Annotated in this window: 14 protein-coding genes; 10 read left to right on the forward strand and 4 right to left on the reverse strand. The window is 65.8% G+C overall.

What is annotated here, in order from left to right:
• Positions 1 to 17 precede the first annotated feature (17 nt).
• On the reverse strand, positions 18 to 257 hold the full coding sequence (locus H7F35_RS03125; protein WP_187111526.1) for a hypothetical protein: 240 nt from the start codon (positions 255 to 257) through the stop codon (positions 18 to 20).
• 258 nt (positions 258 to 515) lie between these two features.
• Here H7F35_RS03125 and H7F35_RS03130 point away from each other — a divergent pair, with 258 nt between their 5' ends.
• Positions 516 to 1,841, forward strand: coding sequence for an MFS family transporter (locus H7F35_RS03130; RefSeq protein WP_261803505.1), 1,326 nt, complete (start codon positions 516 to 518; stop codon positions 1,839 to 1,841).
• A gap of 18 nt (positions 1,842 to 1,859) precedes the next feature.
• On the opposite strand, the gene H7F35_RS03135 is transcribed toward H7F35_RS03130, so the two are convergent.
• Positions 1,860 to 3,791, reverse strand: a complete 1,932-nt coding sequence (locus H7F35_RS03135) for a patatin-like phospholipase family protein (RefSeq protein WP_187111527.1) — start codon at positions 3,789 to 3,791, stop codon at positions 1,860 to 1,862.
• Positions 3,792 to 3,991: 200 nt separating this feature from the next.
• On the opposite strand from H7F35_RS03135, the gene H7F35_RS03140 reads away from it, so the two are divergent.
• The 5 genes from H7F35_RS03140 (at position 3,992) to H7F35_RS03160 (ending at position 9,424) form a co-directional block, all read left to right on the forward strand.
• On the forward strand, positions 3,992 to 5,329 hold the full coding sequence (locus H7F35_RS03140; RefSeq protein ID WP_187111528.1) for a C4-dicarboxylate transporter DctA: 1,338 nt from the start codon (positions 3,992 to 3,994) through the stop codon (positions 5,327 to 5,329).
• Positions 5,330 to 5,337: 8 nt separating this feature from the next.
• Positions 5,338 to 6,042 (forward strand): GntR family transcriptional regulator, encoded by a 705-nt coding sequence (locus H7F35_RS03145; RefSeq protein WP_187111529.1) that lies wholly within the window; start codon positions 5,338 to 5,340, stop codon positions 6,040 to 6,042.
• A gap of 161 nt (positions 6,043 to 6,203) precedes the next feature.
• The gene (locus H7F35_RS03150) at positions 6,204 to 7,331 is read left to right on the forward strand and encodes an AI-2E family transporter (RefSeq protein ID WP_187111530.1); all 1,128 of its coding nucleotides are present in this window, start codon (positions 6,204 to 6,206) and stop codon (positions 7,329 to 7,331) included.
• A gap of 148 nt (positions 7,332 to 7,479) precedes the next feature.
• Positions 7,480 to 7,917, forward strand: a complete 438-nt coding sequence (locus tag H7F35_RS03155; RefSeq protein WP_187111531.1) for a DUF2141 domain-containing protein — start codon at positions 7,480 to 7,482, stop codon at positions 7,915 to 7,917.
• 10 nt (positions 7,918 to 7,927) lie between these two features.
• Positions 7,928 to 9,424 (forward strand): carotenoid oxygenase family protein, encoded by a 1,497-nt coding sequence (locus H7F35_RS03160; RefSeq protein ID WP_187111532.1) that lies wholly within the window; start codon positions 7,928 to 7,930, stop codon positions 9,422 to 9,424.
• Positions 9,425 to 9,700: 276 nt separating this feature from the next.
• On the opposite strand, the gene H7F35_RS03165 is transcribed toward H7F35_RS03160, so the two are convergent.
• Positions 9,701 to 10,603, reverse strand: a complete 903-nt coding sequence (locus H7F35_RS03165) for a LysR family transcriptional regulator (RefSeq protein WP_187111533.1) — start codon at positions 10,601 to 10,603, stop codon at positions 9,701 to 9,703.
• A 112-nt stretch (positions 10,604 to 10,715) separates the two neighbouring features.
• Here H7F35_RS03165 and gcl point away from each other — a divergent pair, with 112 nt between their 5' ends.
• From gcl to H7F35_RS03180, 3 genes are read left to right on the forward strand one after another with little or no spacing between them, the layout of a single operon-like run.
• Positions 10,716 to 12,509 (forward strand): glyoxylate carboligase, encoded by a 1,794-nt coding sequence (gene gcl, locus H7F35_RS03170; RefSeq protein ID WP_187111534.1) that lies wholly within the window; start codon positions 10,716 to 10,718, stop codon positions 12,507 to 12,509.
• A gap of 13 nt (positions 12,510 to 12,522) precedes the next feature.
• Positions 12,523 to 13,308, forward strand: a complete 786-nt coding sequence (gene hyi / locus H7F35_RS03175; protein WP_187111535.1) for a hydroxypyruvate isomerase — start codon at positions 12,523 to 12,525, stop codon at positions 13,306 to 13,308.
• A gap of 20 nt (positions 13,309 to 13,328) precedes the next feature.
• On the forward strand, positions 13,329 to 14,237 hold the full coding sequence (locus H7F35_RS03180; protein ID WP_187111536.1) for a 2-hydroxy-3-oxopropionate reductase: 909 nt from the start codon (positions 13,329 to 13,331) through the stop codon (positions 14,235 to 14,237).
• A 317-nt stretch (positions 14,238 to 14,554) separates the two neighbouring features.
• Here the strand turns inward: H7F35_RS03180 and H7F35_RS03185 are convergent, their stop codons facing one another.
• Positions 14,555 to 15,892 (reverse strand): NAD(P)/FAD-dependent oxidoreductase, encoded by a 1,338-nt coding sequence (locus H7F35_RS03185; protein WP_187111537.1) that lies wholly within the window; start codon positions 15,890 to 15,892, stop codon positions 14,555 to 14,557.
• Between the two features lie 217 nt (positions 15,893 to 16,109).
• On the opposite strand from H7F35_RS03185, the gene H7F35_RS03190 reads away from it, so the two are divergent.
• Positions 16,110 to 18,413, forward strand: coding sequence for an NADP-dependent malic enzyme (locus tag H7F35_RS03190; RefSeq protein ID WP_187111538.1), 2,304 nt, complete (start codon positions 16,110 to 16,112; stop codon positions 18,411 to 18,413).
• Positions 18,414 to 18,423: the final 10 nt, after the last annotated feature.

Below are 18,423 nucleotides of genomic sequence, written 5' to 3' on the forward strand. Positions count from 1 at the left end.
CCCGACGGCCGTTCAGGTCAGGCCACGAAGAAGCGGTCCCTGCCGTCTTCCGTATCGAAGTAGGCCTTGTGCGTGCGGCGCACGGGTCGCCCGTCGGCCAGCCTGTAGCTGACCTGTTTGCAGACCGGCTGGTAGTGCTTGGTGATGCTGACGCGCTCGACGTAGGCGCGGCATTCGATCACCGTGTTCCGATGGTCGAAGGCGTCGATCACTTCGATGCGGTCCGTCTCGCGGATGACTTGCTCGTAGGTCGCCATGGTTTCTCCTTGCGCCAGTGGGAGAGAAAGCCGGGGAATGGCCCGATTGGGGGCTTCCCATGCCTACTACGCGCTGACCCGGCGGATGGATTCGCGGGTTTGCCATGACGTACATCTAGGTACTTACCCTTGCGTACACCTACGCAGCCGCGCGACCGGAGGCTACGGACGACGGCGCGGACACGGCGGGCCAGACTCGCTGGCACGGCTTCAGGCGGCCCCGCGGCGGGTCGCGGCCAGAGACAAGGACCATCCCCCATGACCGCCATTGCCAACGCCGGTGCTGCCAGCCCGAGCGACTCCACCCCCTACACCTTCGAAGAAAAGCGCAAGCGCATCTTCGCGATCTTTGCCGCGTCGTCCGGCAACCTGGTGGAATGGTTCGACTTCTATGTCTACGCGTTCTGCGCCGTCTATTTCGCGCCCGCGTTCTTTCCCAAGTCCGACCCCACGGCGCAGTTGCTGAACACGGCTGGCGTGTTCGCCGCCGGCTTCCTGATGCGCCCGATCGGCGGCTGGCTGTTCGGCCGGCTGGCCGACCGCAAGGGCCGCAAGACATCGATGGTGACCTCGGTGGTCATGATGTGCGTGGGCTCGCTCGTCATCGCCTGCCTGCCGACCTACGCACAGATCGGCGCCGCCGCGCCCGCGCTGCTGCTGGCCGCGCGCCTGCTACAGGGCCTGTCGGTCGGTGGCGAGTACGGCACCACCGCCACCTACATGAGCGAAGTGGCCATGCGCGGACAGCGCGGCTTCTTCTCGTCCTTCCAGTACGTGACCCTGATCGGCGGCCAACTGCTGGCCGTGGTCGTGGTGGTGGTGCTGCAGCAGTTCCTGGACGACGCCGAACTCAAGAGCTGGGGCTGGCGCATTCCCTTCGTGCTGGGTGCCGTGGCCGCCATCGTGGCGCTGTTGCTGCGCCGCACGCTGACCGAGACCGCCAGCACCAAGACCCGCGCCGCCAAGGGCGCAGGCAGCGTGACCGAACTGTTCAGGCACCACAAGCGCGCTTTCCTCGTGGTGCTGGGCTACACGGCCGGCGGCTCGCTGATCTTCTACACCTTCACCACCTACATGCAGAAGTACCTGGTGAACTCGGCCGGCATGTCGATCAAGACGGCCAGCAATGTCATGACCGCCTGCCTGTTCATCTACATGTGCATGCAGCCGCTGTTCGGCGCGCTGTCCGACCGCATCGGCCGGCGCAGCAACATGCTGCTGTTCGGCGCGCTGGGCGTGCTGATGACGGTGCCCGTGCTGACCAGCCTGCAAAGCGTGAGCAGCCCGTTGATGGCCGGCGTGCTCATCACCCTGGCACTGGCGGTCGTGAGCTTCTACACCTCGATCAGCGGCATCGTGAAGGCCGAGATGTTCCCGCCCGAAGTGCGTGCACTGGGCGTGGGGCTGTCGTATGCAGTGGGCAATGCGATCTTCGGCGGCAGCGCCGAGTACGTGGCACTGGGGCTGAAGTCGATCGGGCACGAGTCGTACTTTTATTGGTACGTGACGGCGATGATGGTGGTGGTGTTTTTGGTGAGCTTGCTGCTGCCGAAGCAGGCGACGTACCTGCACAACGACAAGTAAGGTGCCGGCAATGGCCACTCACAGCGGTGGCCGCACGCGCAGCTCCGGCATCGGAATCGGATGGAACGCCGTCTGATTCCCCGGCGCATCCATCGCAAGTGAAAGTCGTTCGAGTTCCGCCACGAGCCTGCGCAAGGTATCGGCCTGCTGCTGGCTGAGCGGTTGCGCATAGCCAGGCGGCGCCGCCGCATCGGGCACGGCACTGTTGGCTGTCCACTGTGAAATCAGGTTCGCATAGCTGGTTGCGTGGGGACAGCCCGCGTCGAGCGCGATGGCCACGGATGGCGCGCGCTCCGCGAGCATCTTCAGCAAGGTACCGAGCCTGACGAAGCGTTGCTCGTCCCACCCCGGCGCCTGCGCCGGTGGTGTGTGCGTCGAGAAACGGGCAATCAGTTTTTCCGCAGCGACCTCGCCACGCTGGACGACAGCGTGGATGTCCCCGGCCTTCATGTTCAGATTCAGGCCACCCTCAGAGGCATTCAGCCGAACACGCGCAATGCGGTCGCGCACACCCGGCATGCGGGCCAAGCTGTTGTCGTTCCAGTTCTGCATGGTGCCGAGGATGGCGGAGACAAACCCGCCGAGCCTCTGCGCGGCATCGGCGGCGTCATCGAAGTGGTCCCAGCGTTCGCCGTAGCCCTCGCGATAGCTTGTGGGCAGGTAGACCTCGTCCTCCGGCTTGCTTCGCTCCTTGATGGCCGGTTCGAGATTGATCCCGAACGTGGGCCATCGCGGGACCAGTCCGTCGAACAAATGCATCGGAAAGTTGGAGCTGATGCCGCCGTCTGAGAACCAGCATTTGCGGAAATGCCGCTGGCCGGGCGGTGGGCTGTAGTCAATCGACCAAAGCGGCACGGCCGCAAACAGGAACGGAAAGCTCAGGCTCATCCGCGCGGCCAGGATGACCGGAAAATCCGCGGGCTCGGGAACCTCTGTCAAGCCCAGTCGCCTCGCCTCTTCCGTCGAGGGCTCGTGGTTGCCGCGCGCCGGGTTGGCAACGTAAGGCTTGCCCTTGCGCTTCATCCAGTCACTGACGTCTGCGGGCAGATACCGGTTCAGTTCGTCGGCATTGAAAAACAGCCGTTCGCGGTTCGGAAAGAGTTCGGCGTCGGCACTGACGTCGCTCTCGGCGAGCGGGAAGATGTAGGGCCGACCGTGTCCAAGATTGGTCGAAAACATCTGCAGATCGATGGATCTCGACGGCTTCTGGCTTGCCCGAAGCTGCGACCACACTTGCGGCGGATCCGCCGCGTTCCACAGCATCCCGAAGGTCAGCGGCTCCTTCGTTTCGATGCCGGCAGTTCGCTGAATCAGTTCATGGAGCCACGGCGTCAGCGCCGGGTTCTTTGGATCGGCGGTCAGCCCGGTGCACAACCCGTACCCGTTGGCCACGACGCGGCCGGTGAGGTCGCGATACAGGCAAAGCCCGACGCTTCCCACGAGCGCAACCAGCAGGAGCAACACGACGCCGATCCAGTCCAGCCCCCACCAACGCGCGACCACCGCGACGACGAGGCTCGCGGCGGTCGCCAGCCAGTAGGCCTCCATCAGGCCCAAGGTGATCGCGGCAATCCGGCTCCACGCGCCTCCCCGATTGAGCGCTCGAACCAGGACCGAGAAGAGCCGCCGCGTTCCAGGTTGTGGCTGGAACAGGCTGAGCAATTTGGTGCCACGGGTTCCAGGCACATCGGCCTGGAGTTCATCGGGCAGCCCTGACAGGATCTCGAAGCCGTCCCGGGTTCCTGTCTGGCGCCGGCGGTATTCCGCGGCGGCGGTGACCGCCGCTGCGATGGCCCCCGCGGAGGTTCCACCGATGCTTCGGAACCGGTACTCCCGGGCCAGGCGGGAGATGGCCTTGGGATAGACGACACCGCTGGTGATGCCCCCTTTCATCACAAGATCGCAGAAGCGGTCGACGGGAGGCTCGGGCCTGTCGGGGGAATCGCTCATCGGGATGCTCCTTCCGTTCTGCGGGGTGCGGATTGTGTTGCGCCCGACCCTTGCTGGCAATCCCTGGGAAAGGGGGTGACGAGCGCGCTCAACCCCATTTCCCCGAGGCTCGGGATAACCCTCTGCTTCTTCGGAAGTCTTCTTGCCTACATTTCTTGCATGCAAGACAGGGCATTGTTTGCATGCAAAAAGGAGACTCCATGCCTCGCTTCGCCAAATCGCTTTTCGGTCAGGTGGTCATCGCGCTGGTGCTCGGCGTGCTCGCGGGGCTGTTCGCTCCCGAGTACGCCGTCAAGCTCAAGCCGCTGGGTGACGGGTTCATCAAGCTGATCAAGATGATCATTCCGGTGCTGGTGTTCTGCGTGGTGGTGCATGGCATTGCCGGCGCGGGCGACCTCAAGCGCGTGGGCCGGGTGGGCGTGAAGGCGCTCATCTACTTCGAGGTTCTGACCACCATCGCGCTGGCGATGGGCCTGGTGCTGGCCTTCGTGTTCCAGCCCGGCGCAGGCATGAATGTCGACCCCGCCAAGCTCGACCCGGCCGCAATGAGCGCCTATGCCTCGACCGCCGACAAGCTCACGAGCGGCGGCACGGTCGAGTTTCTGATGCGGCTGATTCCGACCACGGTGGTCAACGCCTTCGCCACCGGCGACGTGCTGCAGGTGCTGCTGTTCGCGGTGCTGTTCGGCTGCGCGCTCACGCTGCTGGGCGAGCGCGGCAAGCCGGTGGCGGTGGTGGTGGACGCGCTCTCGCTGGTGCTGTTCAAGATCATGGGGATCCTCATCAAGCTCGCGCCGCTGGGCGTGCTGGGCGCCATTGCGTTCACCGTCGGGCAATACGGCGTGGGCTCGCTCAAGCAACTGGGCATGCTGGTGGCGCTCTTCTACGGCGCGGTACTGATCTTCGTGTTCGTGGTGCTGGGGCTGGTGATGCGCTTCTCGGGCTTCAGCATCTGGAAGCTGCTGCGCTATCTGCGCGAAGAGCTCGCCATCGTGTTCGCCACCACTTCGTCGGACAGCGTGCTGCCGCAGGTCATGGCCAAGCTGCGCCGCATGGGCATCCGCGATTCAACGGTGGGCCTGGTGATTCCCACGGGCTATTCGTTCAACCTCGATGCCTTCTCGATCTACATCACGCTGGCCGCCGTGTTCATCGCGCAGGCGACCAACACGCCGATCTCGATGGCGGACCTGCTGACCATTCTTGCGATCGCGCTGGTCACCTCCAAGGGCGCGCACGGCGTGCCGGGCTCAGCCATCGTGGTGCTGGCCGCCACGCTGCATGCCATTCCGGCGATTCCCGCCATCGGCCTCGTGCTGGTGCTGTCGGTGGACTGGTTCATGGGCATCGCCCGCGCGCTGGGCAACCTGATCGGCAACTGCGTGGCCACCGTCGCCATTGCCGCATGGGAAGGCGACATCGACCGCGAGCGCGCGCATGCGGTGCTCGACGGCACCTACGCGCCCGACGACGAACCGCTGGGCACGGCCGAGCCCGTGGTAAACACCGGCACCGCCACCGCATCCACCGCTCACTGAAAAAACCAATGGCCACCGACGTCAGCCCCACCGCCATCGCCGAGCGCGTTGTCGAGGCCATCCTCGCCCAGAAGCTCGCGCCGGGCGAGCGGCTGGGCGAGCAGGCGCTGGCCGAGAACTTCTCGGTGAGCCGCACGATGGTGCGCGAGGCGCTCATGCAGTTGCAGGCGCGCGGTTTTGTCGAAGTGCAGTCGCGCCGCGGCTGGTACGTGGTGGAGCCCTCGGCCGAAGAAGCGCGCGATGCCTTCTCGGCGCGCCGCATCGTCGAGGCCGGCATCCTGGCCGCGAGCGAAGGCCGGCCGCTGGCCAAGGTGATCCGCAAGCTGCGCGACCACATCGCCGACGAGCGGCGCGCCATCGAAGGCGCCGACGCGGCCACGCGCGCCTTTTTGCTGGCCGACTTCCATGTGTGCCTGGCCGAGCAGATGGGGCATCAGTTGCTGGTCGACGTGCTGCGCGACCTCACGGCCCGCACCACGCTGGCGGCCACGCTCTACCAGTCGAAGCACGAGGCCGGGCAGTCGTGCGCCGAGCATGGCGCCATCGTCGCCGCGCTCGAAGCGGGCGACACGGACAAGGCGCGACAGTTGATGCTCGATCACATCGGCAATGTGGAGCGGGCGCTCGAGGTCGATGCCACCACCGAGCCGGACGCGCCGAGCCGGCTGCGCGCCACGCTGGCGCCCGTGGCGCTGCCGCGCGCCAAGCGTTGAAGCTGTGCATTAGTGCCGGCAGCCGCTACTGATTCAATAGCAGGCATCGAAGACCCAGCCTCCGTGTCAGGCAGATTCGTCCGGCAACCTCATTCCGCTGCACAAGAGCGCTCCGGCTGACACGGCCCTGGGTTGCGGCTCGGCTACAGTCCGAGACACTTATGAATTCACCCCAACTCCAGCGCGGCGTGTTTCTCGCCCTTCTCGCCGCTGTGACCGCCGCCTTCATCTGGGTGCTGCTGCCGTTCTTCGGCGCGGTGCTGTGGGGCGTGGCGCTGGCGATCCTGTTCACGCCGCTGTTCAAGTGGCTGCTCAAGAAGATGCCCGGCGGGAGCAACATCGCCGCCCTCTCCACGCTGACCATCTGCCTGTTCATCGTGATCCTGCCGCTGGCGATGGTGGGCGTGTCGCTGGTGCAGGAAGTGGCGCTCGTCACGCAGAGCATCCGCTCGGGCCAGATCAACTTCGCGGCTTACTTCCAGCAGATCCTCGATGCGTCGCCCCAGTGGCTTCTGAGCCTCGTCGAGCGCTTCAACCTCGGTGACATGGCGGCCTGGCAGGCGCGCATCTCGGCGGCCGCCGGGCAGGCGAGCCAGATCATCGCGAGCCAGGCATTGGCCATCGGCCAGAACACCTTCGACTTCGTCGTCAGCTTCTTCGTGATGCTGTACCTGCTGTACTTCCTGGTGCGCGACGGCTCCACGCTCTCCAAGACCATGCGCGACGCCGTGCCGCTGGCCAAGCCGCACACGCATTACCTGCTGAACAAGTTCACCACCGTGATCCGCGCCACCGTGAAGGGCAATGTGGCCGTGGCCATCGCGCAGGGCACCATCGGCGGGCTGGCCTTCTGGTTCCTCGGCGTGCAGGGCGCGCTGCTGTGGGCGGTGCTGATGGCCTTCCTGTCGCTGCTGCCGGCCGTGGGCGCGGCGCTGATCTGGGGGCCGGTGGCCATCTACTTCCTGGCCACGGGGCATTTCTGGCAAGGCGGCGTGCTGATCTTCGTGGGCGTGTTCGTGATCGGCCTGGTCGACAACATCCTGCGCCCGCTGCTGGTGGGCAAGGACACGCAGATGCCCGACTACATCGTGCTGATGTCGACCATCGGCGGCATGGCGATCTTCGGCATCAACGGCTTCGTGATCGGGCCGGTGATCGCGGCGCTGTTCATGGCCGCGTGGAGCCTGTTCGTGGACTCGGGCCATGTGGGCATGGGGCATGCAGCGGCTGAAGGCGCAAAGGATGCGGAAGCCGTCGAAGACAAGAAGAAGGACCAGGAAAAGGCCTGAAACATGATCGGTCGCCCCGCTGCGGCCTGATCGTCCCGCTCTCCCTGCGTGCATTTCACGCGCGCATTTCCGCATTCCGTCGCATGGCGCTGGGCACCGCAAGGTGCCTGCGAGATCGTCGGGCCTCCAACTCCAGACGAGGCCTGCCATGCATCTTCCCGCTCTCCTGTCCCGCCCGGCCGTGCGCGCCCTGTGCACCGCCGCGGTCCTCGCGCCCGTGGGCGCGCTTGCCGCCGACCTGAGCCTGAGTGTTGCCGACGGCCCCGCCGCCGAAGCCACGCTCTACGTCGCGCTGTACAACGACGCCGCCGGCTATGCCGCCAGCAAGGCCGTCGCATCGCAGACCGCGCCCATGCGCGACGGCAAGGCCCGGCTCGTGTTCGCGGGGCTGGCGCCGGGGCGCTACGCGCTGCGGGTGTTCGCCGACGAGAACGGCAACGGCAAGCTCGACACCAACCTCATGGGCATGCCGACCGAGCGCTACGGCTTCTCGAACGATGCCAAGGGCAACCGGGCCGCGCCCGACTTCGAGGCCGCGGCGATCAGCGTCGATGCCGATCTGCAGACCGTCATTCATCTGCGCTGAGGTGGCCACCATGGAACGACGCGAACTCCTGCGCCTGCTGGCATCGGCCGGCGCCCTGCCCCTGCTGGCACCCTTGGCACGTGCTGCCGGCACCGACGACTGGCAAGCCCAGTTCGAGGCCGCCAGCGCGCCCTGGAAAAGTGGCTTTGCCACGCCTGCGGACGACCTGCCGCTCACCCGCGCCACGGTGCGCGGGCGCTTCCCCGATGCCGTTGCCGGCACGCTGTTCCGCGTCGGCCCGGCCGGCCATGACCTGGGCGGCGAGCGCTATCACCACTGGTTCGATGGCGACGGCATGGTGCATCGCTTCATGATCGACGGCGCCGACGTGCGGCACCAGGGCCGCTATGTCGCCACGCCCAAGCGCGTGGCCGAAGTGAAAGCCGGCCGCCGCCTGTTCGAGGCCTTCGGCACCATGCCGCCGGGCATCGAGCCACCGACATCGGCCGACAGCATCAACGTCGCCAACACCAGCGTGCTGCCGATGCAGGGCGAGGTGTTGGCACTGTGGGAAGGCGGCTCGGCGACACGCATCGATGCGCGCACGCTGGACACGCTGGGCGTGAAGACCTGGCGCGCCGACCTTGCCGGCATGCCGTTCTCGGCACACCCGAAGGTGGACCCGGACGGCACGGTGTGGAACTTCGGCGTCAGCTCCGGCCAGGGCCTGCTGGCGCTGTACGAGATCGCGCCCGAGGGCGCGCTGCGCCGCGCGGCCGTGGTGCCGGTGGCCGACATGCCGATGGTTCACGACTTCGCGGTGACCGAGCGGCACCTGGTGTTCCTGATGCCGCCACTGGTCTACGACAGCAAGCGCAAGGAAGCTGGCGCGAGCTTTCTCGATGCCCATGTCTGGCGGCCCGAGTTGGGCATGCGCGCGCTGGTGGTCGACAAGCAGAACTGGGAAAAGCGGCAAATGCTCGAACTGCCGGCCGGCTTCCTCTTCCACGTGGGCAATGCCTGGGAGGAAGACACGCCGCGCGGCACGCTGATCCACGTCGACTATGTGCGTTCGGACAATGCCGACTCGGTGTTCACCAGCAACCGCGAGGTGATGCGTGCGCGCCGCGTGAGAGGCGCCGACCCGCACCTGACCGTGGTCACGCTGAACCTGGGCACCGGCAAGGCCACGCAGACGGCGTTGGCGCAGGAGGCCGAGTTTCCGCGCATCGATCCACGCCGTGTCGGCCTGCGTCACCGCCAGGTGGTGCACGCCACGCAGATCCGGCCCGACCTGCCGGGCTTCGGGTCGGTCGCACAAACGGATGTCGAGACTGGCCGCAGCCAACGTTTTAGCTACGGCGCGCAGGCCATCGTGGAAGAGCACGTCTACGTGCCGGACGGCAAGAAGCCGGGCTGGGTGCTGGGCACGGTGTTCGACTTCGGGCGGCAGAAGACGGTGCTGTCGTGCTTCGCGGCCGATCACCTCGGGGCGGGTCCTGTGGCGCAGGCGACGCTGCCTTACGCGCTTCCGTTGGGCCTTCACGGTGCTTTCGTGAAGGTCTGAAAGGGGGCGCTGCTGTTCAGGGCGTCGCTCACTCCGACACGATGCTCTTTTTCGCGAATGTCCCCCGCTTCGCTCCTCCTTTATTTCGCGAAAAGAGCCCCGTATCGACGTGAGCGCTCAGAGCACTTGTTGATCGGCGATTACCAGCAGCGTGCCCATGTGCGAATGACGCCAGGTGCTCCCCTCAGCGAAATAAAGGAGGAGCGAAGCGGGGGACATTCGCGGAGGGGAGCACCTGGCGTCATTCGCACTCGCCCCGAATGAACCCTGCAGCCCTCAGCCCGCCCACCAACCTTCGTCAAACCGCCCCTGCAGAAACGCCACGAAGCCAGACACCTTCCCCGGCACCAACTTGGGAGAAGGAAAGACAGCGTGAATCTCCTGCTCCGGCAGCGCATGGTCACCGAGCACCGCAACCACCTTGCCTGCAGCCAGAGACTCGCTAGCCACATAGCGCGGCATCAACGCAATACCCAGCCCGTCGCGCGCGGCAGCCAGCACAGCCGACAGGTTGTTCGAACGAAAGCGCCCCGACACCGGCACCGTCACCGGTTCGCCCTTGGGCGTGTGCATGCGCCAGAACTCGTCGCCCACCACGCTGCTGTAGATCAACGCCACATGCGCGCTCAGGTCCTGCGCACGCTTGGGTGTGCCGTGCTTCTTCAGGTATGCCGGCGACGCGACCATGACCCACGGGTTGGCGCCGAGGTAGCGCGCGCCCAGTGACGAATCGGCCAGCTTGCCCATGCGGATGGCCACGTCGATGCCCTGCGCGATGAGATCGACGTAGCGATCCTCGAAGCTCAGGTCGAGCTGCACCTGCGGATGCCTTCGCATGTATTCGAGCGCCAGCGGCACCACCACGCGGCGACCGAAGGCCACAGAGGTTCCGATGCGCAGCAACCCCTGCGCCTGGTTCTGCCGCAACTGCACGATGCTGTCGGCCTCTTCGGCGTCGCGCACGATGGTCTTGCACTTCTCGTAGTACAGCGCGCCCGGCTCCGTGAGGCTCACGCCGCGCGTGTTGCGGTTGAGCAGCCGCACCTTCAGCCGCGCCTCGGTGGCCGCGACCTGCTTGGTCACGGTGGGCTGCGTGGTGTTGAACTCGCGCGCCGCTTTCGAGAAGCTGCCGGTCTCGACCACGCGCACGAACATTTCCATTGCCAAGAGACGATCCATGGCCGGATGGTAGCCAGTTATTCCGCCATGGAATAGGTTTTATGGTCCCCAGCCATCTTCTTGGAATCGCCCGCTCTTCCTACAGTGGCCTTCACTTCAAGGAGACAGCCACATGGCAAAGATGACAGCGATCCAGGCCGCGGTTCTGGTGATGGAAAAGGAAGGCGTGACCCAAGCCTTCGGCGTGCCCGGCGCGGCGATCAACCCGCTGTATTCGGCGCTGCGCCAGCGCGGCACCATCTCGCACATCCTCGCGCGCCACGTCGAGGGTGCCTCGCACATGGCCGAGGGTTACACCCGCGCCATCGCCGGCAACATCGGCGTGTGCATCGGCACCTCGGGCCCGGCGGGCACCGACATGATCACCGGCCTGTATTCGGCGTGGGCCGACTCCATTCCCATTCTTTGCATCACCGGCCAGGCACCGCGTGCGCGGCTCTACAAGGAAGACTTCCAGGCGGTCGACATCGAGTCGATCTCCAAGCCCGTCACCAAGTGGTCGGTCACGGTGCGCGAGCCCGGCCAGGTGCCGCAGGTGTTCCAGCAGGCCTTTCACCTGATGCGCTCGGGCCGTCCGGGCCCGGTGCTGATCGACCTGCCCTTCGACGTGCAGATGGCGCAGATCGAGTTCGACATCGACAGCTACCAGCCGCTCACGCCGTACAAGCCGGCCGCCACGCGCGCCCAGATCGAAAAGGCCATCGGCATGCTGAACGCCGCCGAGCGCCCGCTGATCGTGGCCGGTGGCGGTGTCATCAACGCCGATGCGGCCGACCTGCTGGTGCGTTTTGCCGAAGCCACCGGCGTGCCGGTGATTCCCACGCTGATGGCCTGGGGCGCGATCCCTGACGACCATCCGCTGATGGCCGGCATGTGCGGCCTGCAGACCAGCCACCGCTACGGCAACGCGACGATGCTGGCGAGCGACTTCGTGCTGGGCATCGGCAACCGCTGGGCCAACCGCCACACCGGTTCGGTCGAGGTCTACACCAAGGGCCGCACCTTCGTGCACGTGGACATCGAGCCGACGCAGATCGGCCGCGTGTTCACGCCCGACTTCGGCATCGTGTCCGATGCCAAGGCCGCGCTCGAACTCTTCGTGCAGGTGGCCGAGGAGATGAAGGCCGCCGGCAAGCTGCCGAGCCGCAGCGCCTGGGCCGGCGAATGCCGCGACCGCAAGAAGACGATGCTGCGCAAGACCAACTTCGCCGACGTGCCGATGAAGCCGCAGCGCGTGTACCAGTGCATGAACAACCACTTGGACCGCGACACCTGCTACGTGAGCACCATCGGCCTGTCGCAGATCGCGGCCGCGCAGTTCCTGCATGTGTACAACCCGCGTCACTGGATCAACTGCGGCCAGGCCGGCCCGCTGGGCTGGACCATTCCTGCCGCGCTGGGCGTGCGCGCCGCCGACCCCACGCGCAAGATCGTCGCGCTCTCGGGCGACTACGACTTCCAGTTCATGATCGAAGAGCTGGCCGTGGGCGCGCAGTTCAAGCTGCCGTACCTGCACATCGTGGTCAACAACTCCTACCTCGGGCTGATCCGCCAGGCGCAACGCGGCTTCGAGATGGACTACTGCGTTCAGCTCGCGTTCGACAACATCAACGCAGCACCCGATGCCGGCATCGAGAGCAGCTACGGCGTGGACCACATGAAGGTGGTCGAGGGCCTGGGCTGCAAGGCGATCCGCGTGAGCAAGCAGGAAGAGATGGCGCCCGCCATTGCCCGCGCCGAGGCGCTGATGGCCGAGTTCAGCGTGCCCGTGGTCATCGAGGTGATGCTGGAGCGCGTGACCAACATCGCGATGGGCACCGAGATCGACGCCATCAATGAATTCGAACCGCTGGCCGAGAGCACGGCCGATGCACCCACGGCCCTTGCCGTGGCGATGCTGGATTGAGGAGACCCACCACATGCCCAAGTTCGCAGCCAACCTCACGATGCTCTTCACCGAGCTGCCCTTCATGCAACGCTTCGAGGCCGCCGCCAAAGCGGGCTTCAAGGGGGTCGAATACCTCTTCCCCTATGCCTTCGAGAAGAAGGAGCTGGCCGCCGCCCTGCGCGCCAACAGCCTGCAGCAGGTGCTGCACAACCTGCCGGCCGGCGACTGGGACAAGGGCGAGCGCGGCATCGCCTGCCACCCGGATCGCGCGGGCGAGTTCGCCGAAGGCATCGCGATGGCCATCGACTACGCGACCGCGCTCGGCTGCCCGCAGGTCAATTGCCTGATCGGCAAGATTCCGCCCGGCGCCGACATCAACGTGGTCAACCGCACAGTGATCGACAACCTGCGCCTTGCTGCGCGCGAGCTGGAAGCCGCGGGCCTGCGCCTTCTGATCGAGCCGATCAACAGCTTCGACATTCCGGGCTTCTTCCTCACGCGCACCGACAAGGCGCTGGCGCTGATCGAAGCCGTGGGCTCGTCGAACCTGCGCGTGCAGTACGACATCTATCACGCGCAGCGCATGGAAGGCGAACTGGGCAACACGCTCACGAAGCATCTGGCGCAGATCGGCCACATCCAGTTGGCCGACAACCCCGGACGCGGCGAGCCGGGCACGGGCGAAATCAACTACCCGTGGCTCTTCAGGCACATCGATGCATTGGGCTACGACGGCTGGATCGGCTGCGAATACAAGCCGCGCACCGACACGGTCAACGGCCTGGGCTGGCGCGAAGCCCTCACGCAACCGCAATGAACAACACAGGAAAAGCAGACATGGCAACCCAACAAAAAATCGGATTCATCGGCCTCGGCATCATGGGCGCGCCCATGGCGGGGCACCTGCTCGACGCGGGTTTCGAGCTGTTCGTCAACACGCACGGCAACACGCCGGAGCCTTTCGTCTCGAAGGCCACGATCTGCGCCTCGGGCGCCGAGGTGGCGCGCAAGGCCGACATCATCTTCATCATGGTGCCGGACACGCCCGACGTGGAGAAGGTGCTGTTCGGCGAACCGGGCAAGGAAGGCGTGGCCGCCGGTCTGAAGGACTCGCACGGCAAGATCGTGGTGGACTGCAGCTCCATCGACCCGATTGCCACCAAGGACTTTGCGCGCCGCATCGTCGCGCTGGGTGCCGGCTATATCGACGCGCCGGTCTCGGGCGGCGAAGTGGGCGCGAAGGCCGCAAGCCTGACGATCATGTGCGGCGGCGATGAAGGCACTTTCGGCCGCGTGAAGCCGCTGCTCGACAAGATGGGCAAGAACATCACGCTGGTGGGCGGCGCGGGTGACGGCCAGGTGTGCAAGGTGGCCAACCAGATCATCGTGGCGTTGAACATTGCGGCAGTGAGCGAGGCGCTGGTGTTCGCCTCGAAGGCCGGTGCCGATCCCGCCAAGGTGCGGCAGGCACTGATGGGCGGCTTTGCCAGCTCGCGCATTCTGGAAGTGCACGGCGAGCGGATGATCAAGCGCACTTTTGCGCCGGGGTTCCGCATCTCGCTGCACCAGAAGGACCTGAATCTGGCGTTGCAGAGTGCGCGTTCTCTGGGCGTGTCGTTGCCGCAGACGGCCAATGCGGCGCAGCTCATGAACGCTTGCTCGGCGCTGGGCTATGGCCAGCTCGACCACTCTGCGCTGGTCAAGTCGCTGGAAGCGCTCGCTCAGCACACTGTTACACCAGACTGAGCATCCGTTGAGTTGCCGGGCGCGGGTTCGGGTTCGTTCGGGGCGGGTGCGAATGACACCGGGTGCTCCCCTCCGCGAATGTCCCCCGCTTCGCTCCTCCTTTATTTCGCTGCGGGGAACACCCGGTGCCATTCGCACTGGGGCACGCTGCTGGTGAACCTGCGATCAACAACCGCTCTGTCCAACGCTCACGTCGATACGGGGCTCTTTTTCGCGAAATAAAGGAGGAGCGAAGCGGGGGACATTCGCGAAAAAGAGCACCGTGTCGGCGTGTGCGACGCCCTGAACAACAACGGCGCCCGATGCCCCACAAGAGATCAAGTTTTCGCGGCTTCCAGCGACTCCTTCAGGTTGCGCCGACGCCACGCCCAGGTCTTCACGGCCTGCGGCAGGATGCCGATGCACGACACGTAATACGTCACCTTGAAGCCCCAGAAACGCGGCCCGATGGGTGTGTCGCGGAACAGGTCGCCAGCCAGGATGGACAGCAACGCCTCCTGCATGCGCCAGATGTTGCGCGGCGCCATGAACAGGCGGCGAATGGCCGGCGAGGTGATGCGGTAGATGAACCACGAGAACATCTTCGGCCCATGCTTCATGACCTTCTCGTAGTGACGGAAGGCCTTCTCGGCTTCTTTCGCCTCGCCCTTGAGCCAGAGATCCGCCGCAGTGGCGCCCTCGAAGCCACTGTTCATTGCCAGGTACACACCCGACGAGAACATCGGGTCGACGAAGGCATAGGCGTCGCCGACCATCATGAAGCGGTCGCCGCGGCAGAACTTCGAGTCGTAGGCGTAGTTGCCGGTGGAGGTCGCGCCCTCCATCAGCGTGGCGTTCTTCAGGCGCGTGGCCAGCTTGGGCGCCAGCGCGATGGTTTCCATCAGGAACTCTTCGAGCGAACCCTTGCGGCGCTTGAAGTAGGCCGGCGATGCCACCGCGCCCACGCTCACCGTGCCGTCTTTCAGCGGGATGTACCAGAACCAGCCATGGTCGAACCAGAACAGCGAGATGTTGCCCTCGAAGCGGCCGGGCCGACGCTCGGCATTGGCGAAGTGGCCGTAGAGCGCGGCGCTCGCGTGCTTGCGGTTGCGCTGCTTGGCGTCGAACTGGTTCGACAGCAGCGTGTCGCGGCCACTGGCGTCGATCACGAAGCGCGGGCGCCAGGTGGTCTCGGCACCGTCGTCGGCCTTGACCTTCACCAGCGGGCGGTTGTCTGGCGTGCCCTTGCCGGCGTCCATGTCCACGCCGGTGACGCGTTGCCCCTCGAAGGTGCGCGCGCCCCGGTTGCCGGCATGGCGGAACAGCAGTTCGTCGAACTCCGAACGGCGCACGTGCACGGCATAGGGAAAACTCTTGTCCATCGCCTGGCCGAAGTCGAAATGGCTGGTGTGGTCGTGCCAGGGCGAGACGAACTCGGCGCCGTGCTTGCGGATGCCGATGGCCTCGACCTCGGTGCGCACGCCCAGCCGGTCGAACAGCGGCATGTTCATCGGCAACAGCGATTCGCCGATGTGAAAGCGCGGATGCTGCGCCTTCTCGATCAGCACCACGTCATGGCCCTTGTCCGCAAGCAGCGCCGCCACCGTGGAGCCCGAGGGGCCGCCGCCGATGACCAAGACGTCCGGGTCGGTACTGGTGAAAGGTCCGGGTGTCATGCGCTGCCCCTCCGTTGTCGTTTTGTATCGCGGTTGACGGTGCCCCAATTAACCTTGGGTAACAGTGTCGGAGTTTAGCGAACCGACCCGCCGGGCTTATCCGGCGGAAGATATACATCCGGGCGTTATCGATCCAGGCGTTTTCGGCATTCCCCCTGTAAGAACAAGCCGCGCTTTTGCGGTAGCCTCATTGCCCGTCAGAAACAAGGAGACATTCATGGCTGCACCCCTTTCCCCGGCAGAAGAAGCACTTCGCGAAGCAGCGCGCGAGTACCACCGGTCGCCCGTCAAGGGCAAGATTTCGATCACCCCGACCAAGCCCCTGCTGAACCAGCGCGACCTGTCGCTGGCGTATTCGCCGGGCGTGGCCTATCCCTGTCTGGACATCGCGGCCGACCCGTCGCTGGCCAACGAGTACACGGCGCGCGGCAACCTGGTGGGCGTGATCACCAACGGCACGGCCGTGCTGGGCCTGGGCAACATCGGCCCGCTGGCCGCCAAGCCGGTGATGGAGGGCAAGGGGTGCCTCTTCAAGAAGTTCGCCGGCATCGACGTGTTCGACATCGAGCTGGCCGAGAACGACCCCGACAAGCTGGTCGAGATCATCGCGGCGCTGGAGCCCACGCTGGGCGGCATCAACCTGGAAGACATCAAGGCGCCCGAGTGCTTCTACATCGAGAAGAAGCTGCGCGAGCGCATGAACATCCCCGTGTTCCATGACGACCAGCACGGCACGGCCATCATCTCGGCCGCCGCGCTGCTCAACGGGCTGGAGCTGGTCGGCAAGAAGATCGAGGACGTGAAGATCGCCGTGTCGGGTGCCGGCGCCGCCGCCATTGCCTGCCTCGACGTGATGGTGGGCCTGGGCGCCAAGCCCGCCAACATCTACGCCTGCGACTCCAAGGGCCTGATCTACGCCGGCCGTGCAGGCGGCTTCGACGAATCCAAGACGCGCTACGCCCAGAAAGACACCGGCGCCCGCACCCTGGCCGACGTGGTGAAGGACGCCGATGTGTTCCTGGGCTGCTCGGCCCCTGGCGTGATGTCGGCCGAGATGGTCAAGACCATGGGCACGCAGCCGATCATCCTGGCGCTGGCCAACCCCGAACCCGAGATCCGGCCCGAGCTGGCCAAGGCCGTGCGGCCCGACTGCATCATTGCCACCGGCCGTTCGGACTACCCGAACCAGGTCAACAACGTGCTGTGCTTCCCGTACATCTTCCGCGGCGCGCTCGATTGCGGCGCCACCAAGATCACGGAAGAGATGAAGCTGGCCTGCGTGCGCGAGATCGCCGATCTGACCAAGGCCGACATCAGCGAAGAAGTGGCCACCGCCTACGCCGGGCAAGAGCTGGCCTTCGGCCCCGACTACATCATTCCCAAGCCCTTCGATTCGCGCCTGATCCTGCGCATCGCACCGGCCGTGGCGAAGGCTGCTGCCGCCTCCGGCGTTGCCACCCGCCCGATCGAGGACATGGAGGCCTACCGCCAGCACCTGACGCGCTTCGTCTACCAGACCGGCATGTTCATGCGTCCGGTGTTCACCGCCGCCAAGCTGGCCACGGCCAAGCGCGTGGCGTACGCCGAAGGTGAAGACGAGCGCGTACTGCGCGCCGCGCAACTGGCCGTCGATGAAGGCCTGGCGCAGCCGATCCTGGTCGGCCGCCCCGCCGTGATCGAGGCACGCATCAAGAAGGCCGGCCTGCACATCCGCGTGGGCACCGACGTGGAAGTGGTCAACCCCGAAGACGATCCACGCTTTCGCATCTACTGGGAGAGCTTCCACAAGCTCATGGGCCGCCGCGGCGTCACGCCCGAAGCCGCCAAGACGATGGTGCGCCGATCCAACACCACCATTGCCGCGCTGATGCTGCACCTGGGCGATGCCGACGCCATGATCTGCGGCCTGGTCGGGCGCTTCGACGTGCACCTGGAGCACATCCGCAACCTGATCGGCCTGAAGCGCGGCGCGCCGGGCTTCGCGACGCTGAACGCGCTCACGCTGGAAAAGCGCACGGTCTTCATCACCGACACCAACGTGAACGAAGACCCGAGCGCCGAGCTGCTGGCGAGCATCGCGATGATGGCGGCCGAGGAAGTGCGCCGCTTCGGCCTGCCGCCCAAGGTGGCGTTTCTCTCGCACTCGAACTACGGCACCTCGAGCCGCGGCTCGGCACGCAAGATGCGGCTGGCGCGCGACCTGTTCTCGCAGATGGCACCCGACATCGAGTGCGACGGCGAAATGCACGGCGACTCGGCCCTGTCCGAAGAAGTGCGCCGCACCGCCCTGCCCGAGACCACGCTCACCGGCGAAGCCAACCTGCTGGTGTGCCCGAACCTCGACTCGGCGCACATCCTCTACAACGTGCTGAAGATGACCGGCGCCAACGGCATCACGGTCGGGCCGATCCTGCTGGGTGCAGCGGGCTCGGCGCATGTGCTGACGCCTACGTCGACCGTGCGGCGCATCGTCAACATGACGGCGCTGGCCGTGGCGAATGCGACGACGGCGCTGAAGTAAGCCTGCTCTC

The organism is Variovorax sp. PAMC26660, from assembly GCF_014302995.1.
GTDB lineage: Bacteria > Pseudomonadota > Gammaproteobacteria > Burkholderiales > Burkholderiaceae_C > Variovorax.

Excerpts from the sequence above, each read along its gene's own strand:
- H7F35_RS03125 (WP_187111526.1), bottom strand. The coding sequence starts at position 257 with ATGGCGACCTACGAGCAAGTCATCCGCGAGACGGACCGCATCGAAGTG.
- H7F35_RS03130 (WP_261803505.1), top strand. The coding sequence starts at position 516 with ATGACCGCCATTGCCAACGCCGGTGCTGCCAGCCCGAGCGACTCCACC.
- H7F35_RS03135 (WP_187111527.1), bottom strand. The coding sequence starts at position 3,791 with ATGAGCGATTCCCCCGACAGGCCCGAGCCTCCCGTCGACCGCTTCTGC.
- H7F35_RS03140 (WP_187111528.1), top strand. The coding sequence starts at position 3,992 with ATGCCTCGCTTCGCCAAATCGCTTTTCGGTCAGGTGGTCATCGCGCTG.
- H7F35_RS03145 (WP_187111529.1), top strand. The coding sequence starts at position 5,338 with ATGGCCACCGACGTCAGCCCCACCGCCATCGCCGAGCGCGTTGTCGAG.
- H7F35_RS03150 (WP_187111530.1), top strand. The coding sequence starts at position 6,204 with ATGAATTCACCCCAACTCCAGCGCGGCGTGTTTCTCGCCCTTCTCGCC.
- H7F35_RS03155 (WP_187111531.1), top strand. The coding sequence starts at position 7,480 with ATGCATCTTCCCGCTCTCCTGTCCCGCCCGGCCGTGCGCGCCCTGTGC.
- H7F35_RS03160 (WP_187111532.1), top strand. The coding sequence starts at position 7,928 with ATGGAACGACGCGAACTCCTGCGCCTGCTGGCATCGGCCGGCGCCCTG.
- H7F35_RS03165 (WP_187111533.1), bottom strand. The coding sequence starts at position 10,603 with ATGGATCGTCTCTTGGCAATGGAAATGTTCGTGCGCGTGGTCGAGACC.
- gcl (WP_187111534.1), top strand. The coding sequence starts at position 10,716 with ATGGCAAAGATGACAGCGATCCAGGCCGCGGTTCTGGTGATGGAAAAG.
- hyi (WP_187111535.1), top strand. The coding sequence starts at position 12,523 with ATGCCCAAGTTCGCAGCCAACCTCACGATGCTCTTCACCGAGCTGCCC.
- H7F35_RS03180 (WP_187111536.1), top strand. The coding sequence starts at position 13,329 with ATGGCAACCCAACAAAAAATCGGATTCATCGGCCTCGGCATCATGGGC.
- H7F35_RS03185 (WP_187111537.1), bottom strand. The coding sequence starts at position 15,892 with ATGACACCCGGACCTTTCACCAGTACCGACCCGGACGTCTTGGTCATC.
- H7F35_RS03190 (WP_187111538.1), top strand. The coding sequence starts at position 16,110 with ATGGCTGCACCCCTTTCCCCGGCAGAAGAAGCACTTCGCGAAGCAGCG.